The organism is Catenulispora subtropica (assembly GCF_039531675.1).
In the GTDB taxonomy this organism is placed as follows: Bacteria; Actinomycetota; Actinomycetes; order Streptomycetales; family Catenulisporaceae; genus Catenulispora; species Catenulispora subtropica.
Window position 1 is genome coordinate 52,597 of sequence record NZ_BAAAQM010000019.1, and the last position, 24,314, is coordinate 76,910.

19 protein-coding genes, 1 pseudogene and 1 riboswitch are annotated in these 24,314 nt (G+C 72.6%); of the genes and pseudogenes, 13 read left to right on the forward strand and 7 right to left on the reverse strand.

The features are described 5' to 3' along the window. Positions 1 to 6: 6 nt before the first annotated feature. The 4 genes from ABD466_RS18060 to ABD466_RS18075 are packed head-to-tail and all read left to right on the forward strand — an operon-like array spanning position 7 to position 3,949. Complete coding sequence (locus ABD466_RS18060) at positions 7 to 969, forward strand: carbamate kinase (RefSeq protein ID WP_344658245.1); 963 nt, start codon at positions 7 to 9, stop codon at positions 967 to 969. Continuing rightward, the gene (gene bar / locus ABD466_RS18065) at positions 962 to 2,071 is read left to right on the forward strand and encodes a barbiturase (protein WP_344658246.1); all 1,110 of its coding nucleotides are present in this window, start codon (positions 962 to 964) and stop codon (positions 2,069 to 2,071) included. Before ABD466_RS18060 ends, bar begins: the two co-directional genes overlap by 8 nt. Continuing rightward, the gene (locus ABD466_RS18070) at positions 2,064 to 3,368 is read left to right on the forward strand and encodes an XdhC family protein (RefSeq protein ID WP_344658247.1); all 1,305 of its coding nucleotides are present in this window, start codon (positions 2,064 to 2,066) and stop codon (positions 3,366 to 3,368) included. The genes bar and ABD466_RS18070 overlap by 8 nt, the downstream gene beginning before the upstream one ends. Then, on the forward strand, positions 3,365 to 3,949 hold the full coding sequence (locus ABD466_RS18075) for a nucleotidyltransferase family protein (RefSeq protein ID WP_344658248.1): 585 nt from the start codon (positions 3,365 to 3,367) through the stop codon (positions 3,947 to 3,949). Before ABD466_RS18070 ends, ABD466_RS18075 begins: the two co-directional genes overlap by 4 nt. Here ABD466_RS18075 and ABD466_RS18080 read toward each other — a convergent pair. Beyond that, the gene (locus ABD466_RS18080; protein ID WP_344658249.1) at positions 3,939 to 4,475 is read right to left on the reverse strand and encodes a DUF1707 SHOCT-like domain-containing protein; all 537 of its coding nucleotides are present in this window, start codon (positions 4,473 to 4,475) and stop codon (positions 3,939 to 3,941) included. The two genes, ABD466_RS18075 and ABD466_RS18080, sit on opposite strands and share 11 nt — an antisense overlap. A 171-nt stretch (positions 4,476 to 4,646) precedes the next feature. Here ABD466_RS18080 and ABD466_RS18085 point away from each other — a divergent pair, with 171 nt between their 5' ends. Together ABD466_RS18085 and ABD466_RS18090 are read left to right on the forward strand one after the other, a co-directional pair. After that, entirely contained in the window at positions 4,647 to 5,843 is a 1,197-nt protein-coding gene (locus ABD466_RS18085; RefSeq protein ID WP_344658250.1) for a M48 family metalloprotease, read from the forward strand. A 35-nt stretch (positions 5,844 to 5,878) separates the two neighbouring features. Further along, the gene (locus ABD466_RS18090; RefSeq protein WP_344658251.1) at positions 5,879 to 6,289 is read left to right on the forward strand and encodes an SHOCT domain-containing protein; all 411 of its coding nucleotides are present in this window, start codon (positions 5,879 to 5,881) and stop codon (positions 6,287 to 6,289) included. 4 nt (positions 6,290 to 6,293) lie between these two features. On the opposite strand, the gene ABD466_RS18095 is transcribed toward ABD466_RS18090, so the two are convergent. The 3 genes from ABD466_RS18095 to ABD466_RS18105 form a co-directional block, all read right to left on the reverse strand. Further along, positions 6,294 to 7,001, reverse strand: a complete 708-nt coding sequence (locus ABD466_RS18095; RefSeq protein WP_344658252.1) for a nucleoside/nucleotide kinase family protein — start codon at positions 6,999 to 7,001, stop codon at positions 6,294 to 6,296. Beyond that, positions 7,001 to 9,586, reverse strand: coding sequence for an ABC transporter permease (locus ABD466_RS18100; protein ID WP_344658253.1), 2,586 nt, complete (start codon positions 9,584 to 9,586; stop codon positions 7,001 to 7,003). The genes ABD466_RS18095 and ABD466_RS18100 overlap by 1 nt, the downstream gene beginning before the upstream one ends. A 149-nt stretch (positions 9,587 to 9,735) precedes the next feature. Next, positions 9,736 to 10,941: a cation:proton antiporter gene (locus tag ABD466_RS18105; RefSeq protein WP_344658254.1), complete on the reverse strand. Its 1,206-nt coding sequence runs from the start codon at positions 10,939 to 10,941 to the stop codon at positions 9,736 to 9,738. A 160-nt stretch (positions 10,942 to 11,101) separates the two neighbouring features. Here ABD466_RS18105 and ABD466_RS18110 point away from each other — a divergent pair, with 160 nt between their 5' ends. After that, positions 11,102 to 11,518: a DUF7144 family membrane protein gene (locus ABD466_RS18110; RefSeq protein ID WP_344658255.1), complete on the forward strand. Its 417-nt coding sequence runs from the start codon at positions 11,102 to 11,104 to the stop codon at positions 11,516 to 11,518. An 88-nt stretch (positions 11,519 to 11,606) separates the two neighbouring features. Further along, complete coding sequence (locus ABD466_RS18115) at positions 11,607 to 12,083, forward strand: type II toxin-antitoxin system PemK/MazF family toxin (protein ID WP_344658256.1); 477 nt, start codon at positions 11,607 to 11,609, stop codon at positions 12,081 to 12,083. 87 nt (positions 12,084 to 12,170) lie between these two features. Here ABD466_RS18115 and ABD466_RS18120 read toward each other — a convergent pair whose 3' ends face one another. Further along, positions 12,171 to 13,115: a transglycosylase SLT domain-containing protein gene (locus ABD466_RS18120; RefSeq protein ID WP_344658257.1), complete on the reverse strand. Its 945-nt coding sequence runs from the start codon at positions 13,113 to 13,115 to the stop codon at positions 12,171 to 12,173. Between the two features lie 12 nt (positions 13,116 to 13,127). Further along, positions 13,128 to 13,279, reverse strand: a riboswitch (cyclic di-AMP (ydaO/yuaA leader). 264 nt (positions 13,280 to 13,543) lie between these two features. On the opposite strand from ABD466_RS18120, the gene ABD466_RS18125 reads away from it, so the two are divergent. Both ABD466_RS18125 and ABD466_RS18130 read left to right on the forward strand, forming a co-directional pair. Beyond that, the gene (locus ABD466_RS18125) at positions 13,544 to 16,522 is read left to right on the forward strand and encodes a helix-turn-helix transcriptional regulator (protein WP_344658258.1); all 2,979 of its coding nucleotides are present in this window, start codon (positions 13,544 to 13,546) and stop codon (positions 16,520 to 16,522) included. Positions 16,523 to 16,655: 133 nt separating this feature from the next. Beyond that, positions 16,656 to 17,366, forward strand: a complete 711-nt coding sequence (locus tag ABD466_RS18130; protein ID WP_344658259.1) for a DsbA family oxidoreductase — start codon at positions 16,656 to 16,658, stop codon at positions 17,364 to 17,366. Between the two features lies 1 nt (position 17,367). On the opposite strand, the pseudogene ABD466_RS18135 reads toward ABD466_RS18130, so the two are convergent. Continuing rightward, positions 17,368 to 18,447 (reverse strand): annotated as a pseudogene (locus tag ABD466_RS18135) (DmpA family aminopeptidase); the annotation flags it as partial. A 63-nt stretch (positions 18,448 to 18,510) separates the two neighbouring features. Here ABD466_RS18135 and ABD466_RS18140 point away from each other — a divergent pair. Together ABD466_RS18140 and ABD466_RS18145 are read left to right on the forward strand one after the other, a co-directional pair. After that, positions 18,511 to 18,948, forward strand: coding sequence for a hypothetical protein (locus ABD466_RS18140; RefSeq protein WP_344658260.1), 438 nt, complete (start codon positions 18,511 to 18,513; stop codon positions 18,946 to 18,948). Between the two features lie 240 nt (positions 18,949 to 19,188). After that, positions 19,189 to 20,607 (forward strand): recombinase family protein, encoded by a 1,419-nt coding sequence (locus tag ABD466_RS18145; protein ID WP_344658261.1) that lies wholly within the window; start codon positions 19,189 to 19,191, stop codon positions 20,605 to 20,607. Positions 20,608 to 20,675: 68 nt separating this feature from the next. Here ABD466_RS18145 and ABD466_RS18150 read toward each other — a convergent pair whose 3' ends face one another. Beyond that, entirely contained in the window at positions 20,676 to 22,715 is a 2,040-nt protein-coding gene (locus tag ABD466_RS18150) for a hypothetical protein (protein ID WP_344658262.1), read from the reverse strand. Between the two features lie 365 nt (positions 22,716 to 23,080). Between ABD466_RS18150 and ABD466_RS18155 the strand changes: the two genes are divergently transcribed. After that, on the forward strand, positions 23,081 to 24,187 hold the full coding sequence (locus ABD466_RS18155) for a glycoside hydrolase family 18 protein (RefSeq protein WP_344658263.1): 1,107 nt from the start codon (positions 23,081 to 23,083) through the stop codon (positions 24,185 to 24,187). The last annotated feature ends 127 nt before the right edge of the window (positions 24,188 to 24,314 follow it).

The following is a 24,314-nucleotide window of genomic DNA, read 5'->3' on the forward strand; positions in this document are numbered from 1 at the left end:
GGCCGTATGCGCACCCTGATCGCCTTGGGCGGCAACGCCATGACGGCCCCCGACGGCCGGGCCCGGCCCGAGGACCAGATCGCCGCCGTCGGCCAGGCCATGGAGGCGGTGGCGGACCTGGTGGCCGGCGGCGTCGAGGTGGTGCTGACGCACGGCAACGGCCCCCAGGTCGGCAACCTGCTGGTGAAGAACGAACTGGCCGCGCACGTCGTCCCGCCGGTGCCGCTGGACTGGTGCGGGGCGCAGACGCAGGGAACGCTCGGGTTCGTGATCGTCAGCGCGCTCGAAGCCGCCCTGGCGGCGCGCGGTGTCGCCAAGCCGGTGGCGGCGGTGGTCACCCGGACCCTGGTCGACCCCGGCGACCCCGGGTTCGCGCGCCCGACCAAACCGGTCGGCCGCTTCCTGCCCGCGGATCAGGCCGCTGCGATGGTCGCCCACGGCCAGGTCTGGGAGGACCGCGGCGAGCGCGGCTGGCGCCGGGTCGTCGCCTCGCCGGAACCGCTGGAGGTGCTGGACACGCCCGCCGTCACGGCGCTGGCCGACGCCGGGTTCGTCGTCGTCGCCTGCGGCGGCGGCGGGATCCCGATGGTCCGCGAGACGCCGTCGTCGGCGGTCCGGGGGGTGGAGGCCGTCGTCGACAAGGACCTCTCGGCCGTGCTCCTGGCCCGCGCGGTCGGCGCCGAGCAGCTCGTCATCGCCACCGACGTGGACCACATGTTCCTGCACTTCGGCCGCGCCGACGCCAGGGCCCTGCGGCGCCTCGGGGTCGCCGAGCTGCGCGGCCACCTGGCGGCCGGTGAGTTCGGCGGCGGGAGCATGGCGCCCAAGGCCGAGGCGGCGTGCCGGTTCGTCGAGCGCGGCGGGCGGCGGGCGGTGATCACCGCGCTGGGACGCATCCGGGAAGCCGTTCTCGGCGAAGCCGGAACCGTGGTGGAAAGATACAGTGAGAAGGAGAACGACCGTGCCTGAGGCCATCGAGGTCCGGAAGGTGCCGCTGCACCACGTCAGCGACGCGTCGGGGCTGGCCGACCTGATCACCGCCGGCGTGCTGGACGCCGACCGGGTGGTCGCCGTCGTCGGCAAGACCGAGGGGAACGGCGGCGTCAACGACTACACGCGCATCATCGCCGACCGGGCCTTCCGCGAGGTGCTGGTCCGGCTCGGCACGCGCGGCGAGTCCGAGGTGGCGCAGGTCCCCATCGTCTGGTCCGGCGGCACCGACGGCGTGCTGTCGCCGCACGCGACCATCTTCGCCACCACCGCCGACGCGGAGCCCTGCGACGAGCCGCGGCTCACCGTCGGCTTCGCGATGAGCGAGCCGCTGCTGCCCGAGGAGATCGGCCGCTCGGCCATGGTCACGAAGGTGGCCGACGCCGTGCACGAGGCGATGAAGCGGGCCGGCATCGACGACCCGGCGGACGTGCACTACGTGCAGACCAAGACGCCGCTGCTGACGATCCAGACCATCCGCGAGGCCAAGGCCCGCGGCCGGTCGGTGTGGACCGAGCACACGCACGAGTCGATGGACCTGTCCAACGGCTGCACCGCGCTGGGCGTCGCGGTGGCGCTCGGCGAGATCGCGATGCCGTCCGACGAGGCGGTGCTGCATGACAGGTCCCTGTATTCCTCGGTGGCGTCCTGCTCCTCGGGGGTGGAACTGGATCGCGCGCAGGTCGTCGTGGTCGGCAACGCGCGCGGCGTCGGCGGCCGCTACCGCATCGGCCACGCGGTGATGACCGACGCGCTGGACGCCGACGGGATCTGGGACGCGATCCGCGCGGCCGGCCTGGACCTGCCGGAGCGGCCGCGGTCCTCGGACCTGGACGGCCGCCTGGTCAACGTGTTCCTCAAGTGCGAGGCCAGTACCGACGGGATGGTGCGCGGCCGCCGCAACGCGATGCTGGACGACTCCGACGTGCACTGGCACCGCCAGATCAAGGCCTGCGTCGGCGGCGTCGCGGCCTCGGTGACCGGCGACCCGGCGGTGTTCGTCTCGGTCTCGGCGGCCCACCAGGGCCCGGACGGCGGCGGCCCGGTGGCGGCCATCGTGGATGTGGGCCCGGGTGCGTGATCTGCTCCCCGTCCTGCTCGCCTGGCGCGCCGCCGGGGACCCGTTCGTGCTCGCCACCGTCGTCGCCGCCGGCGGCGGCCCGCGCGAGCTCGGCGCGGCCATGGCGGTGCGCATGGTCGACGGCGTTCCGGGCGAGGTGGTCGGGAGCGTGTCGGGAGGCTGTGTCGAGGCGGGGGTGTTCGAAGCCGCGACCGAGGTGCTGGCCAGTGGCCGGCCCCGCCTGGAGACCTACGGCCTGAGCGACGCCGAAGCCGTCGGCCTGACCTGCGGCGGCACCCTGACGGTGTTCATCGAGCCGTCGACGACCGGGACCTCGCACCTGGAGCGGGTCGGCGAGGCCGTGGCCCGCGACGCGGGCGCGGCGGTGGTGACCGTGGTCGAGGGGCCGCCGGAACTGGTCGGGCTGCACCGCGGCGACGGGCTGCGGGCCAACGGCTTCGCGGCGCTGGCGGACGCGGTGGCGCGGGACGCGGACGCGTTGGTCGAGGTGGGGGAGCCGGCGCTGCGGCGGTATCGGCTGGACGGATGTCCGGTGCCGGGGAAGGGGCCGGGACGCGGGGCGGGGTGGGAGGCCGGGCCGACCGGGCCGACTGGATCTGCCGGGCCGATCGAACCCGCCGGCTCGACCGGCTCGACCGAACCCGCCGGACGACCGACCGAACTTGCCGGACCGACCGGGCCGACCGAACCCGCCGAACCCGCCGGCTCGATCGGCTCGACCGGCTCGACCGAGCCGAGACACGCGGCGGCCTCCACCGACCTCGTGACAGTGTTCTTCAACGTCCTGTCCTCCCCGCCGCGTCTGATCATCCTCGGCGCGCTGGACCACGCGGCGTCGTTGGCCGGCGTCGGCCGGTTCCTCGGCTACCACGTCACGGTCTGCGACGCGCGCGCGGTGTTCGCGACGTCCGAGCGCTTCCCGGACGCGCACGAGGTGGTGGTCGCGTGGCCGCACCGGTACCTCGCCGAGACGCCGATCGACGCCCGCACCGCGATCTGCGTGCTCACCCACGATCCGAAGTTCGACGTCCCGGCCCTGGAGGTCGCGCTGCGCTCGCCGGCCGGCTACATCGGCGCCATGGGCTCGCGCCGCACCTGCGCCGACCGGATCGAGCGGCTGCGCGCCGCCGGCGTCGCCGAGCACGAACTCGCGCGCCTCGTCTCGCCGATCGGCCTCGACCTCGGCGCCGTGACGCCGTCCGAGACCGCCGTGTCGATCGCCGCGGAGCTGATCGCGGTCCGGCGGCGGGGGAGCGGGGAACACCTGCGGGACACGGAAGGGCGGATCCACCGGTGAGCCGAGGCGAGGTCGAGACCGCGGGCGTCGTCGGCGTCGTGCTTGCGGCCGGCGCGGGGACGCGGTTCGGCGGCGGCAAGGCCGTCGCGCGGTTCCAGGGCGAGCGGCTGGTCGACCGCGCGGTCGGCACGCTCGTCGCAGGGGGCTGCGACCGGGTGCTGGTCGTGGTCGGGGCTTTGGACGTCGGCGCGGTACGGCACGCGATCCTCGTGCTCAACCCGGAGTGGCGCAGCGGGATGGCCGGTTCGCTGCGGGCCGGCCTGCTGGCCGCGGGCGAGGCCGAGGCGGTCGTCGTCACGCTCGTCGACCAGCCGCTGATCGGCTCCGAGGCGGTACGGCGCCTGGTCGACGCCTGGCGCGACGGCGCCCGGGTCGCCGTCGCGACGTACGACGGTCAGCGCGCCCACCCGGTGCTGTTCAGCCGCACAGCGGTGGCCGATCTGCTGCCCACGCTGAGCGGCGACGCGGGCGCCCGGGAATTCCTCGCCTCACGCGCCGATCTCGTGTCCGTCGACTGCACCGGCACAGGCCGTCCTGACGACGTGGACACCGTGGAAGCCCTGCGCCGCCTCAGTTCTTAGGCGGCAGTCCCCTGCGCTTGGCCTGCCGCGCTCGCTTCGCCTGCAACGTCGGCGCCGATATACCGAACAACGCCGCCCCCGCCGGCCCGGCGACCCACAACGGCCACGGGTACGGGATGCTCATGCTGGTCAGCCCCAGCAGCACCCACACCACGACGTTGATGGAAACCGCCGCGAACCAGATCGTCCACAGCACTTTCAACCCGGCCGGCAACTCCGAGTACGCCCCACGAATGCCCGTCGCGGGCACCGGCGGTGGTCCGACCGGCGCCGGCGCGACGAAAGGCGCAGCACCCACCGGAGCCCCCTCCGCCGCGGCCGGCCGCTTCACCGGCACCACGACACCCGGCAGATCGTCATGCAGCAACGCCAGATCCCCGACCGTCGTCGCCTCGTACGCCTTCTCCATGCGCTCGACGTACTCATCCATCTTCAGCCGCCCGTCATCGAGCGCCACCTTGAGCACCTCGACCACCGCCTGCCGCTCCGAATCCGAGGCGCGCATTCGCAGTTTCTTGTCGTCCACGGACTCCCCCAACGGGTCCGGCCCCTGTAAGGCACAGCGATTAAGGCTCAGCGATTCGTGTGGGGCAGAGCCTAGTACTGGAGGGGCCGGTCGGAAGTATCGGCGCTCCACGCGCGGGACATGCCGGCTACCTGCCGACCGTTACCTACCGGCCCGGCGCACACTGGACACGTGGATTACACCGCCCAAGACTTCACCCCCGAGCAGATCGAGCGCTCGCGTGCCTACAAGCACGACGTCCGTCCGCTGCTGATCATCTCCACCGCCCTCGGGCTCGCCGTGCCGCTGGTCCTCGGGCTGACGCCGGCCGGGGCCGGGTTGGTGCGGGTGGCCGGGGACGTCGCGGGCGGGGGCTGGGTCGCCCAGGCGGTGCTCGGCAGCCTCGCCATCTCGCTGCTCGGGCTGCTCCTCAGGATCCCGCTGAGCATGTGGGGCGAGACCGTCAGCCGGCGGTGGGGTCTCTCGCGACGCGGCTGGGGTCTGTTCGCCGCCGACACCGCGAAGGGCTTCGTCATCGGTGCGGTGCTCACCGCGGCGGCTGTTCTCGGCCTCTACTACCTGCTGCGTCACGCCGGCGACGCCTGGTGGGTCTGGGCCGCGCTCGCCGCCGCCGGGCTGGCGGTCCTCGGGTCGTTCATCATGCCGGTGCTGATCGAGCCGTTGTTCAACAAGTTCCGGCCGCTGCCCGAGGGCCCGCTGCGCGACCGTCTCATGGCGCTGGTCGAGGAGTCCGGCGTCCCCGTGAGGGACATCCTCGTCAGCGACAGCTCCAAGCGCACCACCGCCGCCAACGCCTACGTCTCCGGCTTCGGCAAGACGCGCCGCCTCGTCGTGTGGGACACCACCACCGACAGTCTCGACACCGACGAAGTCGCCGCCGTCGCCGCCCACGAGCTCGGGCACGCCGCCCGGCGGGACGTCCTCGTCGGCACGCTGCTCGGCGCGGTGGGCGCCGCCCTCGGGGTGGCGCTGCTGGCCGCGGCGCTGCACTGGACCGCGCTCCTGGACGCGGCGGGGGTGACGCACGCCGACGACCCGCGGTCGCAGGCGCTGGTCCGCGCGATCCTGGCGGTCATCGGCCTGCTGGGCGAGCCGTGGGGTCTGGCCTTCAGCCGCCACATCGAGTCCCGCGCCGACGGCTACGCGCTCGATCTGTTCCGCGAACCCGACACCATCGTCCGCATGGAACGGTCCCTCGCCGTCCAGAACATCGCCGACTTGCGTCCGCGCCGCTACGAGATCCTGCTGCGCTACACCCACCCGCCGATCCCCGCGCGCATCGCGCACGCGCGCCGTTGGGCTGCCGAACAAGGTGTGCCTATTCCTAAGCCACTTTCAGCGACATCTAAGGAAATCGGCGAGACTTAGAGGTGGGGCAAAGGGACTGAAGGAGGTGGAAGCCCATGAATCCCCGCCCTTGGTACGGACCAGGACACCACAACATGCACCAGGGCCTCGGTTGGGGTGGCTGGACGTTGTGGGTGTTGTTCATGATCGCGCTGTTGGCATTGGTGATCATGGCGATCATCTGGCTCGCGCGCAGTCTGAGTGCCCACAGGCAGGACACGGGCATCGGCGCCGGCACTGGGACGGCCTCAGCCGAGCAGATCCTCGCCGAACGGTTCGCGCACGGCCAGATCGACGAGAACGAGTACCGGACCCGACTCGCGGTGTTGCGGGGCGGGCAGCCGACGGTGGCCCAGGGACCGCCGCCGTCGCAACCGCCACCGGCCGGGCCACCGCCCGCGCCGCCACCGCCGGCCTCACCGCCGGCACCGCCGGCACCGCCGGCACCGCCACCCGGGAACCCGTAAGCAGTCAGAAGAACAGCAACGCCGGATGCCGAGGATCGTCCATCCGCGCCGTCAGGGACGCGGCGCGCGATGGATCGATCTCGGCGTCGTAGCGCGCGTACGCGGGCAGGCTCCACGCCATCGCCTCGGGCGTCCGGCGGGCCAGCGCGCCCTTCGACAGCCACAGGTGCACCGACACGTCGAACGGCAGCCCCACCCCGAACAGCAGCGCGCCCTCCAGGATCAGCACGCCGCCCGGCGGCAGCTCGACGTACTTCGCCCGGCTGGCACGGTCGCGCGCGGCGTCCCACAGTGTGGGCAGCACCCGTCCGGAACCGCCCGCGGTCAGCGGATCGAAGACCTCCCGCATCAGGCCCTTGACGTCCAGCCACTCGGTGTAGAAGACGTCGGGATCCTCGCGCCCGTGCTCCAGCCGCAGCGACCGCGGACGCAGGAAGTCGCCCGCCGAGATCCGCAGCACCGGCCGCCCCACCGCGGTCAGCGCGGCCTCCACCGACGCCGCCAGCTCGGCCGTGCCCGACCCCGGAGCGCCGTCGATCGCCACTCGCGTCCACGACGCCGCCGGCCCGTCACCCGCGTAGGCCGCATCATCCGTGTCGCCCGCGTCAACCGCATCAGCCCGCGGGGCAGAGCCGGCAGCCTCAGCCGCCTTCAGCACAAGGTCCGCCACACGCTCCGTCAGCCGCTCCGGCGAGATGGGTTCAGCCCGCATCAGGAATCCGCGATCGCCGCCACGATCGACACCGACGCCGCCCGTCGCCCCGGCAGCACCGCCGCCAGCAGCCCGGCCACCGACGCCAGCGCCACGTACCCGGCCAGCGTCACCATCGGCACCGACAGCACCGCGCCGCCCTCCACATTCCCGATCAGCTCCTCCAGCGCCCACGCCACGCCGACGCCGAGCGCCACCCCCAGCAGGGCGCCGACCGCCGACATCAGCACCGCCTCGACCGACAGCATGCGGCGCATCTGGCCGCGGGACAGGCCCAGCGCCCGCAGCAGCGCCGACTCGCGGGTGCGCTCCACCACCGACAGCGACAGGGTGTTGGCGATGCCCAGCACCGCGATCCCCACCGCCAGTCCCAGCATCGCCGTGAACAGCGACAGCGTCGCGTCGGCCGAGCCGGCCAGCGAATCCTTCTTCTCCGCCAGGCTCCCGGTGTGCAGGAACGAGTACTGCGACACCACCGAGTCCACCGCGGTGCGCGAGTCCACCAGGCTCACCCCCGGTGCGGCCAGGATCCGGATCTGGGTGTCGCCGTCCGGCTTGAACACCGCCAGGAACTGCTCACGCGGCAGCAGCACGTCGTACCAGTCGACGCCGTGCCCGGTGGCCACCTGGTAGATCACCGCCACCTGCGCCGTGACCGGGCCGGCGGAGGCCGTGTCGATCGTGATCGGATCGCCGACCTTCAGGTGCTTGAGGTCGGCCATCTCGTTCGACAGCCCCACGGTCCCCGGGCCGAACTGCGCCAGCGATCCGGACTTCACCACGGGTTTGAACAACGTGCCGTAGGCCGAGGACTCCACCGCGCCGATGTCGATCGACGTCCCCGACAGCACCGCCCGCGCGCCGTCCACCGCCGCCACGTGCTGCAGCTGCGGCTTGGCCCGCAGTTGGTCCGCGACCTGGAACGGCACCGTCTGCCCGGTCCCCGGCGGGTCCACGGAGTAGTCGTACGGGTTGTGCGCCTCGATCCACTGCGACTGGGTCACGTGCACCGAGTCCTGCGTCACCGTGAACAACGACATCAGCGTCACGCCGATGGTCAGCGCCGCGGTGGTGGCCGCGACCCGGCCCGGGTTGCGGCGGGCGTTGGATCCGGCGAGCCGCGTCGGCGTCCCGAAGAACCGGCCCGGCAGCCAGCCCAGCGCCCAGATCATCGGTCCGATGATCAGCGGCCCGGCCACGATCAGCGCCGCGAACACCAGGGCGCCGCCGAGGCCGATCAGGGTCACACCGTCGACCAGCTCCTTCTTCCCGGTCCCCAGCACGGCCAGCGCGATCCCGGCCACGCCCAGCACCGCCGAGACCACCACCCGGGTGCGTCCCACGCGGCCGTGCGTGGTCTTCACCTCCTGCTGGGTCCGCAGCGCCTCGATCGGAGGCACGCTGGTCGCCATCCGGGCCGGCAAAACGGCGGAGGCCACCGTCACCGTGAACCCGACGGCGATGCCGAGCAGCACCACCCCGCCGGTCACCACGATCCCGCCCGGCGGCAGCTTGGTCGTGGTCAGCACACCGACCAGGGCGTGCAGGCCCCGTGCCACGCCGATCCCGCCCACCACGCCGACCGCCGAGCCGATCAGCCCGACCAGCGCCGCCTCCGCCACCGTCGCGCCGAAGATCTGCCTCTTGTGCGCTCCGATGCAGCGCAGCAGCGCCACCTGCCGGATCCGCTGCGCCACCAGGATGGTGAACGTGTTGTAGATGACGAACGCCGCCACCAGCAGCGCCACCGCCCCGAAGACCTCCAGGATCTGCGTGACGTGCGCGGCCGCCGGCGCACGGTGCTCCAGGACCGCCTTCGTGTACTGCGCACCGGTCAGCACCGTGAACTCGGGGCCGCCGCCCAGCGCCGCGCTCACCTCGGAGGCCAGGTGCTGCTGCGAGGCGCCCCCGGTGGCGTGCAGGTCGATCTGGTCGTAGCCGGGCCTGCCGGTCACGTCCAGCGCCACCTGCGGCAGCAGCCCGACCAGGGTCCAGCCGTTGGCGCGGTTGTCCACCCCGTACTCGGCGACGCCGGCGAGACGGAACGTCCGCACCGACAGGTCGTGGGCCACCACCTGGATCGTCTGCCCGACCCGCAGCTTGTGCTCGGCCGCGGTGTCCTTGTCGACGACCGCGTCACCGGGCCCGGCCGGCCCGCTGCCCGCCACGATGGTGCCCGGGAACAGCGCCGGGTCCGCGGGGAAGGACACGGCGTTGCCGGTCAGGCCGTCGGTGCGCATGGCCTTCCCGTCGGCGTCCAGCAGCGGGGCCGAACCCCGCACCTGCCCGGCGACCACGGCGCCGGACCCGACCCGGGCCTGGATCCGCTCGGCCACCGCCGGCGTCAGGTCGGTCGGCAGCTTCGGCGGCGCCGTGGTGTTCGGGTACACCGCCGACCCGGTCTGCTGCACCGCCACGTCCACGTTCTGGGCGGCGCGCGCGTAGCCGTAGTCGAAGGCCCGGTCGATGGAACTGGTCAGCAGGAACGTCCCGGTGACGAAGGCGACACCGAGCACGATGGACAGGCAGGTCAGGGCCAGCCGCACGGCGTCCGCGCGCAGCCCGGCCAGAACTACCTTCGGCATCGGCGCTTCCTCCGTGGTCCCCGCGTGGTTCCGTGACACAGCCCCTTGGCGTGTCGGGTCATCGTAACTATCCTGTCCGGCCCGGGGCGGCGCCGCATCGTCCGGCGGGAGGGGGGCGGCGTCAGCCCTCAGGGCTACGCGTCCGCGGCTCACCAGCTCTCGGCGGCCTCTTCCAAGCCCCGCGGCGTCCGGACCGCTCCGCTCACCTTCAAGGCCAGGAACGGATAGATCAGCACCGACAGCATCCCGGCCCCGACCATCGCCGCCGCGTCGGACGACTTCAGCGTGCCCCGGTCGACGCCGATCGAGGTGATGGCGACGATCAGCGGCAGCCCGGTGGCCGCGTAGAGCGCGAGGGCGCGGCGCAGGCGCGGGGACGAGCCCTCCGGCGCGGTGAGGAAGCTCGGCAGCCCGCGGGCGACCAGCATCAGCGACAGGAACAGCGGGACCAGTGCGAGTGTGCCCCAGTCGCCGGTCAGGGCGTCGAGGTCGTAGCCGATCCCGGTGTCGATGAAGAAGATCGGGATCAGGAACCCGAAGCCGATCGCCTCCAGCTTGGCGGTCACCCGCTCGGTGCGCTCGGCGTTCCCGCTGTGGAAGAGGATCCGCATGATCACCCCGGCCGCGAACGCGCCGAGCAGCATGTCCACGCCCAGTGCCACCGTCGCGGCGATCATCACCATCAGCAGGGCGATGACCAGGCGGACGGCGAACTGCCCGGAGCTCTCCATGGTGGCGTCCGCCAGCCGGTTCAGCGCCGCGTGCCGCCCCCGGACCGCGAACAGCACCCCGGCTGCGGCGATCAGCGCGAAGGCGGTCAGGTAGATCATGGCCTGCCCGGGCTTGCGGCCGTCCAGGAACAGGGTCATGGCGACGATCGGCGCGAACTCCCCGACCGCGCCGACCGCCATCACGGCGTCGCCCAGCGGGCTGCCCAGCTGTCCGGCGTCGCGCAGCACCGGCAGGATCGTGCCCAGGGCGGTGGTGGTGAGCGCGATGCCGATGATCGCGCCGCTGCTCACCGAGGAGGCCAGCAGCAGGCCCACGCCGACGCCGATCACCACCGACATGGCCCAGCCCTGCAGGGCCCGGGTCAGCGGGCCGCCGCGCAGCCGGTCGAAGTCGATCTCGTAGCCCGCCATGAAGAACAGCATCGCCAGGCCGAACTGGGACAGGGAGTGGACCAGGCCGTCCTGCTTCGCCCAGCCCGCCACGTCCGGTCCGGCCAGGATGCCGAGCACGATCTCGAACACCACCAGCGGCACCGGGGCCCAGCGCCCGACCGCGTCGGCCAGGGGCGGCGCCACGACGGCGATCAGGGCGACCAGCAGCAGCGTCGACTCGGAGGGGGTCACAGAGGGATTCTCCGGGGGTTCCCGCCGCAGGTCGGGGAGCGGAACCGGGGCCGCGTGGCGTTCACCCCGACGGAGCAACGGCGGCCGCCCAGAAGGGGCAGGCGGCAGGAACGGGGGTTGGAATGGCCTTGGGGGCACAGAGGAGAAGGAGGGCACCACCATGGCGCAGTACACGGCGGACCCGGGCGCGAGGCGCGGCAGCCCGTGGGCCTACGGTCTGACCCTGTTCGCGGGGATCATGATGGTCATCAGCGGCGTCATGGACCTCTTCTACGGAATCGCCGCCGCGGCGAAGGACGACATCATCGTCAGCACCCCGAACTACTGGTTCAAGCTCAACACCACCGGCTGGGGCTGGATCCACATCATCCTGGGCCTGCTGCTCATCCTGGTCGGCGCGAGCGTGCTGATGGGCCAGACCTGGGCCCGCTACGCCGGCATCGTCGTCGTCGGGCTGGCCGCGATCGGGAACTTCGTGAGCCTGCCCTACTACCCGTGGTGGTCGGCGATCCTGCTGGCCATCGACGTCTTCGTGATCTGGGGCCTGGCCACGGCCAGGCCGGTGGAGTCCGTCTGACCCGGCGCCGCGACCGCCCTCGAACCGTTCCACGACGGCTCAAGGGCGGTTGGCGGCGTGCTTCACTCCTTTGGCATAGTCAGGCGGCATGGCAGAGCATGAACACGAGCACGACGAGTGGGGCAATTCGCCCGGCCGCTTCCCGCCGTTCGAGACGATCGAGATCGACCCGCACGACATCGGCCCGGTCCACACCTTCTACGCGCCCAAGCACGACGGGCTGCCGGACCCCGGCGAGATCGTCTGGACCTGGGTGCCCTACGAGGAGCACGACGGCCGCGGCAAGGACCGGCCGGTGCTGCTGGTGGCGCGCGGCAAGCACACCGGGATGCTGCTGGGGATCAAGCTGACCAGCAAGTGGCACGCCGACGCCGACAACTGGGTCAGCATCGGCACCGGCGGCTGGGACCGCGAGGCCCGGGAGTCGTGGGCGGTCATCGACCGCGTCGTGCGCGTGCACCCCGAGGGGATCCGGCGCGAGGGGCACGAACTGGACCGCGGTGACTACGACACCGTGATCGAGCATCTGCACAAGCGCTACGGCTGGACCGGCGAGGGCTTCTGAGCCCCGCTCGCTGTCCACGAGCACTGCGAAGCCCCCGAGCCTGAGCTCGGGGGCTTCGCAGTGGATGACACGGGGGTCCGGTGCGGATCAGTAGCCGTACCAGCAGGAGCCGCCGCAGCGGGCCGCGACGACGGAGTCGAGCGAGCCGTAGCGGGCGGCGGCGTAGCGGACGCCGGCGATGATGTTGTCGACCGGGTTGTAGATGTTGGTGTGGCCCGGCAGCGCGTAGGCGTTGAACGTCGGGGCGATGGTCTGCATCAGGCCGATCGACGGGTGGCCCGCGGCGGCGTTCGAGTCCCAGCCGTTGGTGGCGCTCGGGTTGCCGCCCGACTCGTGCATCACGGTCTGGTAGATCGCGTTGTACGACACGTAGTAGCCGTGGGCGTTGAGGATCGAGATCGCCTGCTTGATCCAGCCGTCCAGGTTGTTGGCGTAGGAGCCGGTGGCCTGGGTGGCGGTGGCCGACTTCGTCGTGGTCTGGGCCGGCTTGGCCGGCGCCTTCTGCACCTGCGACTGGACCACCGGCCGGCTCGGCGCGGCGGCCGGAGCGGTGGAGCCGTCCGGCAGGGTCAGGACCCAGCCGATCAGGATCAGGTTCGGGTCCTGCAGGCTGCGGCCGTCGTGCTGGGCCTTGCCGGCGTTGGCCTTGAAGATCTCCGGGTAGCGGTCGCCGTTGCCGAGGGTGGCCTGGGCTATGCCGGAGAGGGTGTCGCCGGCGTGGACCTTGTAGGTCTTCGGCTCGGCCTTGGGCGCGGCGGCGGGCGCGGCGGCCGGGGCGGCGGCGGGCGCGGCCTGGACCGTCTCGGCGACCGGAGCGGCCAGGGTGGAGGCTGCCTGCGCGACCGCGGCGGCGACCGCCGAGGCGGGGGCCGGGGCCAGGGCGGCCGGCGCGGTGGCCGGGGCGGACTTCGGCGCCGAAGCCGGGGACAGGGTCACCGCCGAAGCGACGGTCGGGACGGCGACCGCGCCGAGGGCGGCGGCGGTCAGGGTCAAGCCGCGGGACCGGCGGCCGAACACCAGGGGTGTGCGCATGTGTGTCGTTTGTCTTCCTCTTTGGCCGCCTACCGGGTTAGCTGACGGGTTCGAGCAAAAGAGGTTGCTCTACCACTTCGGAAGCGGATTCACCCCATTGGGACGTGGGTCCCCGGTTCCCGTCCGGCGCTTTGCGCGCTTTTGGGATTCGGCGTGCGCGCCGGTGTCCCGATTCTTCGGGTCTGGGACCGGCGCAACTGGTCTGTGACCGTAGCGGTCCGAACTGGGAAAACGCACGTTGATACGGTCACGAATGAATAACGGTGCGGTGCGTAGCTGCGTGTTCTATATCCAGTAGTTGATTTATGAGAGGACAGATTGGGCGAAAGCGGACATTGATGGCGATACCGCGAGCGGCGGGACGCTCTGTGAACAGACCTGTACTGCGGACTCGCCAGGAGGCGGCGTGCGGGAGGACACTTCGATGCGTGAAGGACGCACCAGCGATACTCGGCCGCCAGCAGACGCTCGAGAAGTGCATGGCGGCGTTGGCTGCCGGCGGCGGCGTCCTGGTGACCGGACCGGCCGGGATCGGCAAGTCCGCACTGCTGGACGCGATCGGCTCGGCGTGCGCGGCGGCCGGGCAGCTGGTGCTGCGCAGCGCCTCTTCCGCCGCCGAGTCGTGGCTGCCCTACCTCGGGCTGTACGACCTGTTCTCCGACGCCGTGGCCGCTCGCCCCGAAGTCGTGCCCTACCACCTGCGCCCGGCCTTCGACGGGGTGCTGCTCCGGTCGGTCCCGGACGGTGCCGCCACCGACCAGCTGGCGATCAGGGTCGCCGTGGTGGAGGCGCTGCGCGCGCTGTCCGCCGAGCGGCCGGTGCTGTTGATCCTGGACGACGTGAACTGCCTGGACTCGGCCACGGCCGAGGTGCTGGCGTTCGCGGTCCGCCGCCGCCAGGGCTCGCGGGTCCGGGTGCTGGCCGCCGAGCGGCTGTCCGAGGGCCAGGAGCCGACCTGGTGGGGGCTGCTGCCGGAGGACGCGGTGGAGATCGCGCTGGGCAACCTGCCCGGGCCGGTGGTCTCCGAGCTGCTCCGCACCCGCCTGGGGCTGCGGCCCACCGACAAGCTGTCGCAGCGGATCCGCGACGCCAGCGGCGGGAACCCCTTCTACGCCCTCGAACTGGGCCGCTCCGCACTGCGCTCGGGGACCGTGGTGCACGCCGGCGACCCGCTGCTGGTGCCCGAGCGGCTGCGGGGGCTGCTCGCGGACCGGCTGCACGCGCTGCCCAAGGCGGCGCGCGAGGCGCTGCTGGTGATCGCCACCGCCGCCCGGCCCCCGCGTGAGCTGCTGGCCGGTCACGAGTGGGGGCTGTCACAGGCGCTGGCGTCCGGGATCATCGTCAGCGGCCGGGACCTGGAGCCGCGGTTCGCGCACCCGCTGATGCGCGAGATCGTCTATGCGGACGCCGACGTCGAGGCACGCCGGGCTTGCCACGCGAAGCTGGCGCGGGCGCACGACGATCCGCTGGAGCGCGCTCGGCACCACGCGCTGGCGACGGCGGAGGCGACGGAGGAGCTGGCCGCCGAACTGGAGGAGGCCGCGCGGATCGCGGTGCACCGCGGGGCGCCGGGGACGGCCGCGGAGCTGTTCCGGATGGCGGCGGAGCGGACGCCGACGGAGGGCGGGGGTGGGGACTCCGGGGCTGCCAGGGCTTCCGGGGCTTCCGGGGCCGCCGCCGGGGTTGCCGACGGGATGTCGGAGGTGAAGCCTGATGAGGCTGGTGGGGGTAGTAGGGCCGGTGGTGTCGGCGACGTCGTGAGCGCTCCGGCCGGGTCGGACGTGTCGGCTGGATCGGGCGCGTCGGGCGTGTCGAGCGCCTCGGGCGTGTCGAGCGCGTCGGCTTCCCCGGACGCGTCGAGCGTCCCGGCTGCCCGTGCCGCCGGCCGCCTCCTGGAGGCCGCTCGCGCCGCGTTCGACGCCGGCCTGCCCCGGCAGGCGCGCGAGGCCGCCGAGTCGGTGGCGTCCGGACCGGATCCGGCCTCCCGGGTCGGCGCCCGGCTGCTGCTCGTCGAACTCGACGACGACATCGCCGCGCAGGCCGTGCTCCTGGAAGCCGCCGAGGCCGACGCCGCCGGGAGCCCGGAGCTGCGGGCCCGGGTGAGCCTGCAACGCGCCGACCACGCCTACCGTTCCGGCAACATCGACGCGGCGCTCGAAGCGCTGCGGCGCGCCGAGGAGTACGCGCTGGCCACCGGCGACCGCAACCTGCGCGCCGAGTCCATCGCGATGCGGGTGCCGGCCGAGATCCAGGCCGACCCGGAGCGCGCCATCGAGTCGCTGGAGCAGGCCGAGGCCCTGGGCGCGGGCCGCGACCTGACGCTGCCCTCGATCGCCGTCCGCAAGGCCCTGATCATCTGGTTCCTGCGCCGCGGGGACGTCGCCGACGCACTGGCGACCGCGGCCCGCCTGCGCGCCGACGTGGAGCGCGCCGGCCGCCTGCGCGACCTGGGCGACGTGCTGCACCTGGTGGCGTCGGTCAACGAGCGCGCCGGCCTGTGCCGCCAGGCGCACGAGGCGGCGTCCCTGGGCAGCCGGCTGCGCGCCGAGACCGGCTCCTCCAGCGTGCAGGCGCTGATCCTGGCCGCCGCCGGCGAGCTCAACGGCGGCACCGCCGAGGCGGCCGCGGACGTGGCCCAGCGCGCGATCGAGGCCGGCACCGTCTCCGGCGACTCGGAGTACACCGGCTACGCCCACGCCTTCCTGGGCCGCGCCGAACTCCTCCTGGACCGCACCTCCCAGGCCGCCCACCACCTCGCCCGCGGCCGGACCCTGATGCGCAACGTCGGCATGGTCGACCCGGCCACCTTCCTGGTCGACGCCGACCTCGCCGAGTCCCTGGCCCGCTGCGGCTCGTTCACCGCCGCCGACCGGATCCTGGACGAGGCCCAGGAGATGGCCCGGCGGCTGGAGCGGGACGTCGTGCGCCTCGGGCTCACCCGCGCGCGGCTGCTGCGCCACGGGCTGGCGGGCGACGCGCGCGAGGCCGCGGACCGGCTGCGCGACGCGCTGCCGGCGGAGCACCCGTACCCGCTGGAGATCGCCCTCGCCGTGGTGACGCTCGGCGAGCGACCGCGGCGCGCCCGGCGCCGGGCCGCGGCGCGCGCGGCGTGGGAGTCGGCCGCGACGGCGTACGCGGCGGCGGGATGCGGACCGTGGCTGCGGTTCGTGCAAGGCCGGCTGGAGCGGCTGGACTCGCCGGCCGAGCCGCTGAGCGCGACCGAACGCCAGATCGTGGAACTGGTGCGCTCCGGCGCGACGAACCGCCAGATAGCGGCGGCACTGCAGGTGTCGGTGAAGGCGGTGGAGGGGAACCTGACCCGGCTGTTCCGCCGCTTCGGCGTCAGCAGCCGGGCGGAGCTGGCCGGGGCGGAACCGGCCCGGGCGGAGCGGACGGAGCGGGTCTGATCCGTGTGGGGAGACTCACCCCCGGCCAGGAATAGGGCGGGATAGTTCACGGTTGAACGACATGTGCGGGCCCGTCCCCCCGGGGCCCGCACCTCGCTATGTGACCCCCGGCACAGACGAAGGAAGCGAACACATGCGTGTCGAGATCTGGAGTGACGTCGCCTGCCCCTGGTGCTACATCGGCAAGGCACGCTTCGAGCAGGGCTTGGAGGCCTTCGCCCACAAGGACGACGTCGAAGTGGTCTTCCGCTCCTTCGAACTCGACCCCTCCCTGCCCAAGGGCACCGTCTCCGACGTGATCCCGATGCTGGCGAAGAAGTACGGCATGTCGCTCGAGCAGGCCCACCAGGCCGAAGCCCGCGTCGCCGCGAACGCCCACGACACCGGCCTGGACTACATCCTCGGCGCCCACGACGTCGGCAACACCTTCGACATGCACCGCCTGATCCACTTCGCCGCCGAACAGGGCCGCCAGAAGGAACTGGTCGGCATCCTGTTCGCCAACCACTTCGCCGACGAGCGCTCCCTGTTCGACGACACCCGCCTCCTGGAACTCGCCGTCGAGGCCGGCCTCGACAAGGACGAGGCAGCCGCCGTCCTCGCCGACGAGACCCGCTACGCCGACGCCGTCCGCGCCGACGAACGCGAAGCCGCGATGCTCGGCGCGACCGGGGTCCCGTTCTTCGTCCTGGACCGCAAGTTCGGCGTCTCCGGCGGCCAGCCCGCCGAGGTGTTCACGCAGGCCCTGGAGGAGGCGTGGGCGGCACGGACGCCGGCGCTGAAGGTGGTCGGGGAGGCGCCGGAGGGGGCGGTGTGCGGGCCGGACGGGTGCGAGATTCCGTAACCAGCCGCAGGAGCTGTTCGATCGGCACTCCCGGCGACCGATGCCCGTCCCGGCCGGTCATGCCCCGCGACGCTGCCAGAACGTTGAGCACCGCTTCCTCGACCACGGCTTCGTAGAACGCGTCCATCCGGTTCCAGGGGATGAAGCGCAGTTCGCCATAGCCGGGTTCGGCCTCCTTGTCCGGGAATCCCATACCGCTGCCGAACGCTTCCTCGTTGGCGGTGGAGAAGGCCAGGAAGAGGTCGCCGGAGAAGTGCGAGCCGGTGGTTCCGGTGCGGGCCAGTCCCAGTGGGACGCGCCGTGCCAGGGCCGTGCACTGCTGCGGGAGCAGTGGGGCGTCGGTGGCGATGACGGCGATGACCGAGCCGGCGCCGGGTGGTCGGCGTTGGCCCGCGGCCTCTGTGGGGTTGTCGGCGGACAGCCACGGGCCCACGTGGATGCCGCACACTGTCAGTTCTCTGCGAGAGCCGAAGTTGGCCTGGAGGAATGCGCCGACCGTGTAGGTCTCGCTTCCGTAGGCGACGCGGCGGGAGGCGGTGCCGTTGCCGCCCTTGAAGCCGTAGCAGATCATGCCGGTGCCGCCTCCGAACGAGCCTTCCGGGACGGGGCCGGGGCGGGCGGCGTCGATGGCGGCCACGGCGTGGTGGGGCTGGACGGTGGGGGCGTTGATGGCGTTCAGGTAGCCGTCTCAGGTCTCGGCGACGACCGGCAGCAGCCATTCGGCGGCGATGGGGGGCTTCTCGCGGGCCGTCCAGTCGATCACGCCGCGGTGCGCCGGGCCGATGGCGTGGGTGTTGGTGATCAGGACCGGGAGGCGGAGGGTGCCGGTCTCGGTGAGCCAGGCGGTGCCGGTCATCTCGCCGTTGCCGTTGAGGGAGTGCCAGCCCGCGGCGCAGGGTGTTTCGACGCTCGCGGGCGGGCGCGGCAGGATCGCGGTGACGCCGGTGCGGACGTCGTCGCCCTCGATGAGCGTGGTGCAGCCGACGTGGACGCCCGGGACGTCGGTGATCGCGTTGTTCGGCCCCGGGGTGCCGGGCAGCGGCAGGCCGAGGTCGCGGGCGCGGGGTGCACGGTCAGTCATCAGGGTCCTTCCCTAGCTGCGGGCGTTGAAGGGGGCTGATGGTCTGTCAACGAGAGCTACGCCATGTCCTGCTCCCACTTCGCCAGCTCCGCCGGGCTCCCGTACCGCACCGACGACGCGATCCGCGAGGCCGAGCGCATCCGCGGCCGGCTGCCCAGCTCCGCCACCGTGGCCGACGGCATCGGCGCCTCCGAGTACCGGCTGCGCTGGCATCAGGCCCACCATCTCGGCGTGCTCGGCGAGCACCGGATCGCCGACGAGATCCGGCGCCGGGCGCTCGAACTGCCCCAGGCCGGGCCGGACCTGGTGGGGCGGGCCGTCCTGGAACTGGACGAGGCGGCGATGTTGCTGCGCAAGGGCGAAGTCGAGCATGGCGCGGCTCTGATCCGCCAGGTGTGGCGCTCGCTCCCGTCCGAGTTCCAGCACGGCCAGGTACCTCGCCGCATCAGCCAGATCATGAGCGAAGCGTCGGCGGCGCAGCGGTTGTCGCTGGCGGGATGAGGCACCGGTCCGTCGCGGGCGCGAGCGTCCGTTCTCGATGAAGCTCACATGCCGCGTGGACACCCCGCTTGCCGAGGAGATCTCCAGCTGGCTGATCCGCCGATCCCGGCGCGGCGTTCGCAGCAGGCCGCTGAACCGGACGTCGGTTGTGGCTTACGCGCTCCCCTTAACAACGTGTGATGATGTCGCGTCAAGAAGAGGGGTCTCCCCATCTCCTATGCAGCGTAGTAGATTCCTTTTATGGACGATCCGGGAGGGATGCTTCCCGCCGCAGGAATCTATTGCTGCGTCCCCCACATCGACGACGACGACCAGAGCACCGTCGATCGCCGTGAGCTGCGATGCCGCGACTACGCGAGGACGCACGCGATCGGTGTCGCGCCGGCCGCGGTGTACGCCGACACCGCGCGAGCCGTCTGGAAACCCGAGGGCGCGCGCCCCGGGTGGGACGCGCTGCTCGCCGCGGTCCGGCGCAAGCAGATCAGGGCTCTGATCCTTGACAGCCCGGGCGCGCTGGCCCGGCACCGGGCCGCGGACCTGGCCCGCCTGCTGAGGGCCTGCGCCCAGCACGGGGTCGCGCTGCACAGTGTGGGCGACGCCTGGAACCTGGCCGATCCGGGCGACCGGCGCGCCCTGCTGGAGCGGGCGACGGCCACGAAGCGGTCGGCGCAGGCCGTGTCGCGGGCCTCCCGCGCCGCCCACCAGGACGCGGCGGCGGCCGGCCGCCCGCACGGTGGCGGGCGCCGGGCGTTCGGGTACGAGGCGGGGATGGGAGCGCTGATCCCGGCCGAGTCCAAGGTGGTCCGCGAGGTCTTCTCCCGGTTCCTGGAGGGCGAGACCCTGCGCGCCATCGCCCTGGATCTGAACGCCCGCGAGGTGCCGACCTCGCTGGGCTCGGCGTGGACGGTCGGCGGCGTCGCCCGTATCCTCGACGCCCCGCGCTACGCCGGCATCCGCGTCTTCCGCGGGGAGGTCCGTGCCGAGGGCGGCGGCTACCAGTTCGGCGCGTGGGAGCCGTGCGTCAGCGTCGAGGAGTGGGAACAGGCCCGCGCGCTGCGGTCCGGCGGCACCGCCAGGGCGGCCGGCGCCAAGGCCCGGGGCCGTGGCGGAGACCGCCGGGACGGCGACGCCGCGCGCGCCGCGCAACGCCACGACTACCTGCTCACCGGACTCGTGGAGTGCCTGACCTGCGGACACAGCATGGTCGGCTCCATCGTCGGCGGCTACCGCATGTACGCCTGCGCCTCGACCCGCGGCCAGCCGCCGGAGCAGTGTGCCCGGTCCATAGGCGCCGCCTCCTTCGAGGGGCACGTGGAGCAGGACGCGATCCGCATCCTCGAACACTGGGACGCCGCGCGGGTGGCGTCGCTGCCGATGGTCGGCCACCGCCGTCCCGAGATGATCGGGGCCGGCGGCGCGCCGCCGCCGGGCCAGGCACCGTACGACGCCCTGCACGCCGGTGTGGTGGTCCGCTCGGCCGCCGCGATCGACGGCATCGTCACCGGTCCCGGCGCCGGCCTGCACTGGCCTCGCGTGCCGCTGCGCCGCCGGGCGGACGTCCTGCGCTTCCTCTACACCGTGATCCGCGTCGGCCCCAAGACCACCAGCCGCGGCGTCTTCGACACCGGACGGATCGCGTTGGTGCCGCATCCGCTGTAGGCGGACACCGGCGCGGGCCCGGCCCTCCCGAAGGAGAGCCGGGCCCTGATCCCGTCGCCGCTATGCGGTCAGCTCACGTTCAGCGCGTTGTCGTCCAAGACGAAGGACGTCTGCAACGAGCTGTCCTCGGTGCCGGTGAACTTGATGGTCACGGTCTTTCCGATGTAGCTGGACAGGTTGTAGGAGTGCGCGGCGTAGCCGGTGGCGGCGTTCGCGTTGGAGAACGTCGCCAGGGTGCCGAGCACGGTGCCGGAGGAGTTCAGCACCTGCACCGTGAACTTGTCGTACGCGGTGCTGCCGGACTCGCTGGTGTCGATGTGCAGGAAGAACGACAACGTCGCGCTGGTGCACGTGGCCGGGATGGTCACGGACTGCGAGGCGGTGTCGGTGTGCGTGCTGCCGTAGCCGTCGAACCACGCGTCCCACGAACCGGTGTGGGCCGGCTCCGAGGACGCGTTGTTCAGCACGCCGCTGCTCAGCGACCACGGGGTGGCCGCGCCGCTCTCGAAGCCCCCGTTGCCCAGGAGCTGCGCCGCGGTGCACCCGCCGCCGCTTGAGGTGACGGTCCACGAGAACGTGGTCGAGCCGGTGGCGGTGCCCGAGGAGGCGGTGACCGTCACGGTGGAGGTCCCGGCCGTGGTCGGGGTGCCGCTGATCAGGCCGGAGGAGCTGATCGCCAGGCCGGCCGGCAGGCCGGTCGCCGAGTAGGTCAGGGTCTTGCCGGCCGAGTCGGTGGCGCTGATCTGCTGCGAGACCGCGGTGCCGACGACGCCGGACTGGCTGCCCGGGTTCGTCACGCTCACGGTCTCGCCGGTGCTCCCGCCGGAGGCGAAGGCGGTCACGCCGTTCGGGGTGCCCAGGCCGGTCGGGCCGTCGTAGCCGGCCGCGGCGGTGCAGAAGTACGACGGCGAGCACGAGCCGTTGTCGCCACTGGTGACGTCGTACAGGCTGCCGGTGTGCGCGTAGGCGTAGGAGGCCGGGATGTCCGACGCGCCGGGGGTGCCGGCCAGCGCGTACACCGAGGCGATGATCGGCGAGGACGCCGAGGTGCCGCCGTACACCGCCCAGCCGGAGCCGCCGTAGGTCTGGTAGACCGCGACGCCGGTGGCCGGGTCGGCGACCGCCGACACGTCCGAGACCATGCGCTTGGCGCAGCCGGTGTCCTTCTGCCAGCTGGGCTTCGCGACGTCCTGCGAGCAGCCGGAGCCGGCGCCCTCGCTGGAACTGGTCTTCCAGACCGACTCGGTCCAGCCGCGGGTGGTGCCGCTGGACCGGCTCAGCGCGGTGCCGCCGACCGCGGTGACGTACTGCGACGAGGCCGGGTACGACGTCCCGGCGGCGTACGCGCCGTCACCGGAGGAGGCGGTGATCGCCACGCCCGGGTGGTGGAAGTACTGCGAGTCGGCGGTGCCCTCGCTGCCGTCCTCGGTGCCGCCGTAGCTGTTGGAGACGAACTTCGCCCCCTGCGCCACGGCCTGGTTCACCGCGGTGCCCAGGTCGTCCATGCTCGCCGAGGTGGCTTCGACCAGCAGGATGTGGCAGCTCGGGCAGACGGCCGAGACCATGTCGACGTCCAGGGAGATCTCCCCGGCCCAACCGCTGTCCGCGCTCGGGTAGTTGGTGCCGCCGTTCTGGTCGATCTTCTTGAAGCAGCCGTTGGCGGTGGTGCACGCCGGCAGGCCGTAGGTCGACCGGTAGGTCGCCAGGTCCGACTCGGCGTTCGGGTCGTCCTGCGCGTCGACGATCGCGACCGTCTGGCCGGACCCGCCGCTGGACGGCAGGTTGTAGGCCGAGACCAGGTCGCTGCGGCCGTAGCCGGACGGTAGCGCGTTCGGTGACAAGGCCATGCCGGTGTTCGGCAGCTTGTCGGTCCGGCGCAGCGCCAGGCAGGCCGCGTGGTGCGGCGCGACGTGCTGGTCGCAGACGTTCACGGCGGGCACCTGGGACGTGCTCGCCGCGGCGGTCTGCGCCGTCGCCTGGGCGGCGGCCTGCGGGACGGCCTGGGCCGGGGCGGTGGAGCCCAGGGTGACGAGGGCGAGTGCGCCGACCAGCGCGTAGCCGGTGCGCAGCAGAACCCTGCGGGTTCTGCCGGGTGGCAGGTGGGACACGGAGTCTCCTGTCGTTGTGGGACGATTGGGACCGTGCTGGGTTGCGGCGCGCGCCCGTCTCCGGCCCGTTTTCGGGCAGGAGTGAGTCCGGGAGGAACGCCGATTCCGCCCCGGTGCCGCGAACGGCCAGTACTAAGGTGGGCAGTACTGAGGGGCTAGTACATCGCGGACCGTAACAACGCCCTGAAACACGGTCAAGGGTGTGTCGACGGTCAAGGGTTGGACAAGGGAGACCCTAGAGGGTGCCCTCTCGGCGTGCGGCGGCAATTGTGCCGTCGCCGTGAGGTCGGCAGCGTCTTGACAGGTCAGGCGCCCGGATCGATGGTGTAGACCACATTGCAGGGGCCACTCGTCAGGGAGCGTCGATGCGCGCACGACTCAGAGGTCTCAGATTCCTCGCCGCGATTGTGACGTCGGTCACCGCGGCCCTCACCCCGGGCGCGGTCGCCACAACCGCCGCCGCCGCTACGAGCACCCCCCTCCAGGTCTACGGGGCATGGCACTGCTCCGACGACGCCTGTCTGTGGGGGACCGTCCGCGACATGACGGACTTCGACACGAACAACCACTGGCTCATCGACCGCGGGGACGGCCACCCCTCGGTCAACGTGGTCGTGCTCAGCTTCGTCAATCCCCTGAAGCTGCTGAACGGCACGAACGACGCCGGCGACGCCGACGGCGTGCCGGTCGGCATGACCCCGGCGGTGGTGAACTACTTCACCAGCCACGGCGTCCGGGTGATGCTCTCGATCGGCGGTATCACGTACGTGTCCGCGTGGGACTCCGCACTGAGCCAGAACGCCGCGTTGCTCGGCCAGAAGGCGGCCGCGCTCGCGACCCGGCTGGGCGTCGGAATGGAGATCGACTACGAGAACAGCTCGAGTCCGAACCTGGCCGGGCTGCAGAGCTTCGTCAGCGCCTACCGGGCCGCGCATCCGTACGACGCGACCGGTGCCGACCCCACGGCGCGGTTCACGATCGACGTGGCGGCCGGGGACCGGTGGCTGATCGGGCTCGACCAGTACGCCACCGCCAACTGGCTCACCACGGCGAACCCGGTTCTGGACTACGCGAACGCGATGGTGCCCAGCAAGCAGCCCTCGGCCTCCACCGCCGAGTCCAACTGGCAGGAGCACCTCACCGGCAAGGCGAACTACAGTCCGCCGATCCCGCCGCTGGCGCCGGCGAAGTTCACCGGCAGCCTGTACATCGCGGAGGGGTCGCAGGTCCGGCCCGAGTGCACGGACTTCGGCTCGTCGCTGCAGAACGCCACCGGCAGCTGGGTGCAGTCGGCCGCGCCGAACGGGGCCGGGACGACGCCGGGCATGCTGGGCTACATGTTCTGGGCCGCGGAGAGGCCCTCGACCCGGGGCGTGACGACGGATCCGCCGAACACGTGCCAGGGCGGGGTGGGCGTCGGGGCGGCGACGTTCAACGTGCCGATCCCGATGCCGGCGCTGCGACAGAGTTGACGGGTTCTGATTCGCTGGGGCCCCGCCGTGTGCGGGGCCCCAGCCGTGCCGGCTTCGGCTGCTCGTGTCCTCGGCCCAGCAAAGGATGTGGCGTGGTTGACGCAGCGTTCCACGGTGTCGCGGTCCC

Bases quoted from the DNA above. Each gene is read 5' to 3' on its own strand.
- ABD466_RS18060 (WP_344658245.1), top strand. From the start codon at position 7: ATGCGCACCCTGATCGCCTTGGGCGGCAACGCCATGACGGCCCCCGAC.
- ABD466_RS18090 (WP_344658251.1), top strand. From the start codon at position 5,879: ATGAATCCCCGCCCTTGGTACGGACCAGGACACCACAACATGCACCAG.
- ABD466_RS18095 (WP_344658252.1), bottom strand. From the start codon at position 7,001: ATGCGGGCTGAACCCATCTCGCCGGAGCGGCTGACGGAGCGTGTGGCG.
- ABD466_RS18100 (WP_344658253.1), bottom strand. From the start codon at position 9,586: ATGCCGAAGGTAGTTCTGGCCGGGCTGCGCGCGGACGCCGTGCGGCTG.
- ABD466_RS18110 (WP_344658255.1), top strand. From the start codon at position 11,102: ATGGCGCAGTACACGGCGGACCCGGGCGCGAGGCGCGGCAGCCCGTGG.
- ABD466_RS18115 (WP_344658256.1), top strand. From the start codon at position 11,607: ATGGCAGAGCATGAACACGAGCACGACGAGTGGGGCAATTCGCCCGGC.
- ABD466_RS18120 (WP_344658257.1), bottom strand. From the start codon at position 13,115: ATGCGCACACCCCTGGTGTTCGGCCGCCGGTCCCGCGGCTTGACCCTG.
- ABD466_RS18130 (WP_344658259.1), top strand. From the start codon at position 16,656: ATGCGTGTCGAGATCTGGAGTGACGTCGCCTGCCCCTGGTGCTACATC.
- ABD466_RS18140 (WP_344658260.1), top strand. From the start codon at position 18,511: ATGTCCTGCTCCCACTTCGCCAGCTCCGCCGGGCTCCCGTACCGCACC.
- ABD466_RS18145 (WP_344658261.1), top strand. From the start codon at position 19,189: ATGGACGATCCGGGAGGGATGCTTCCCGCCGCAGGAATCTATTGCTGC.
- ABD466_RS18155 (WP_344658263.1), top strand. From the start codon at position 23,081: ATGCGCGCACGACTCAGAGGTCTCAGATTCCTCGCCGCGATTGTGACG.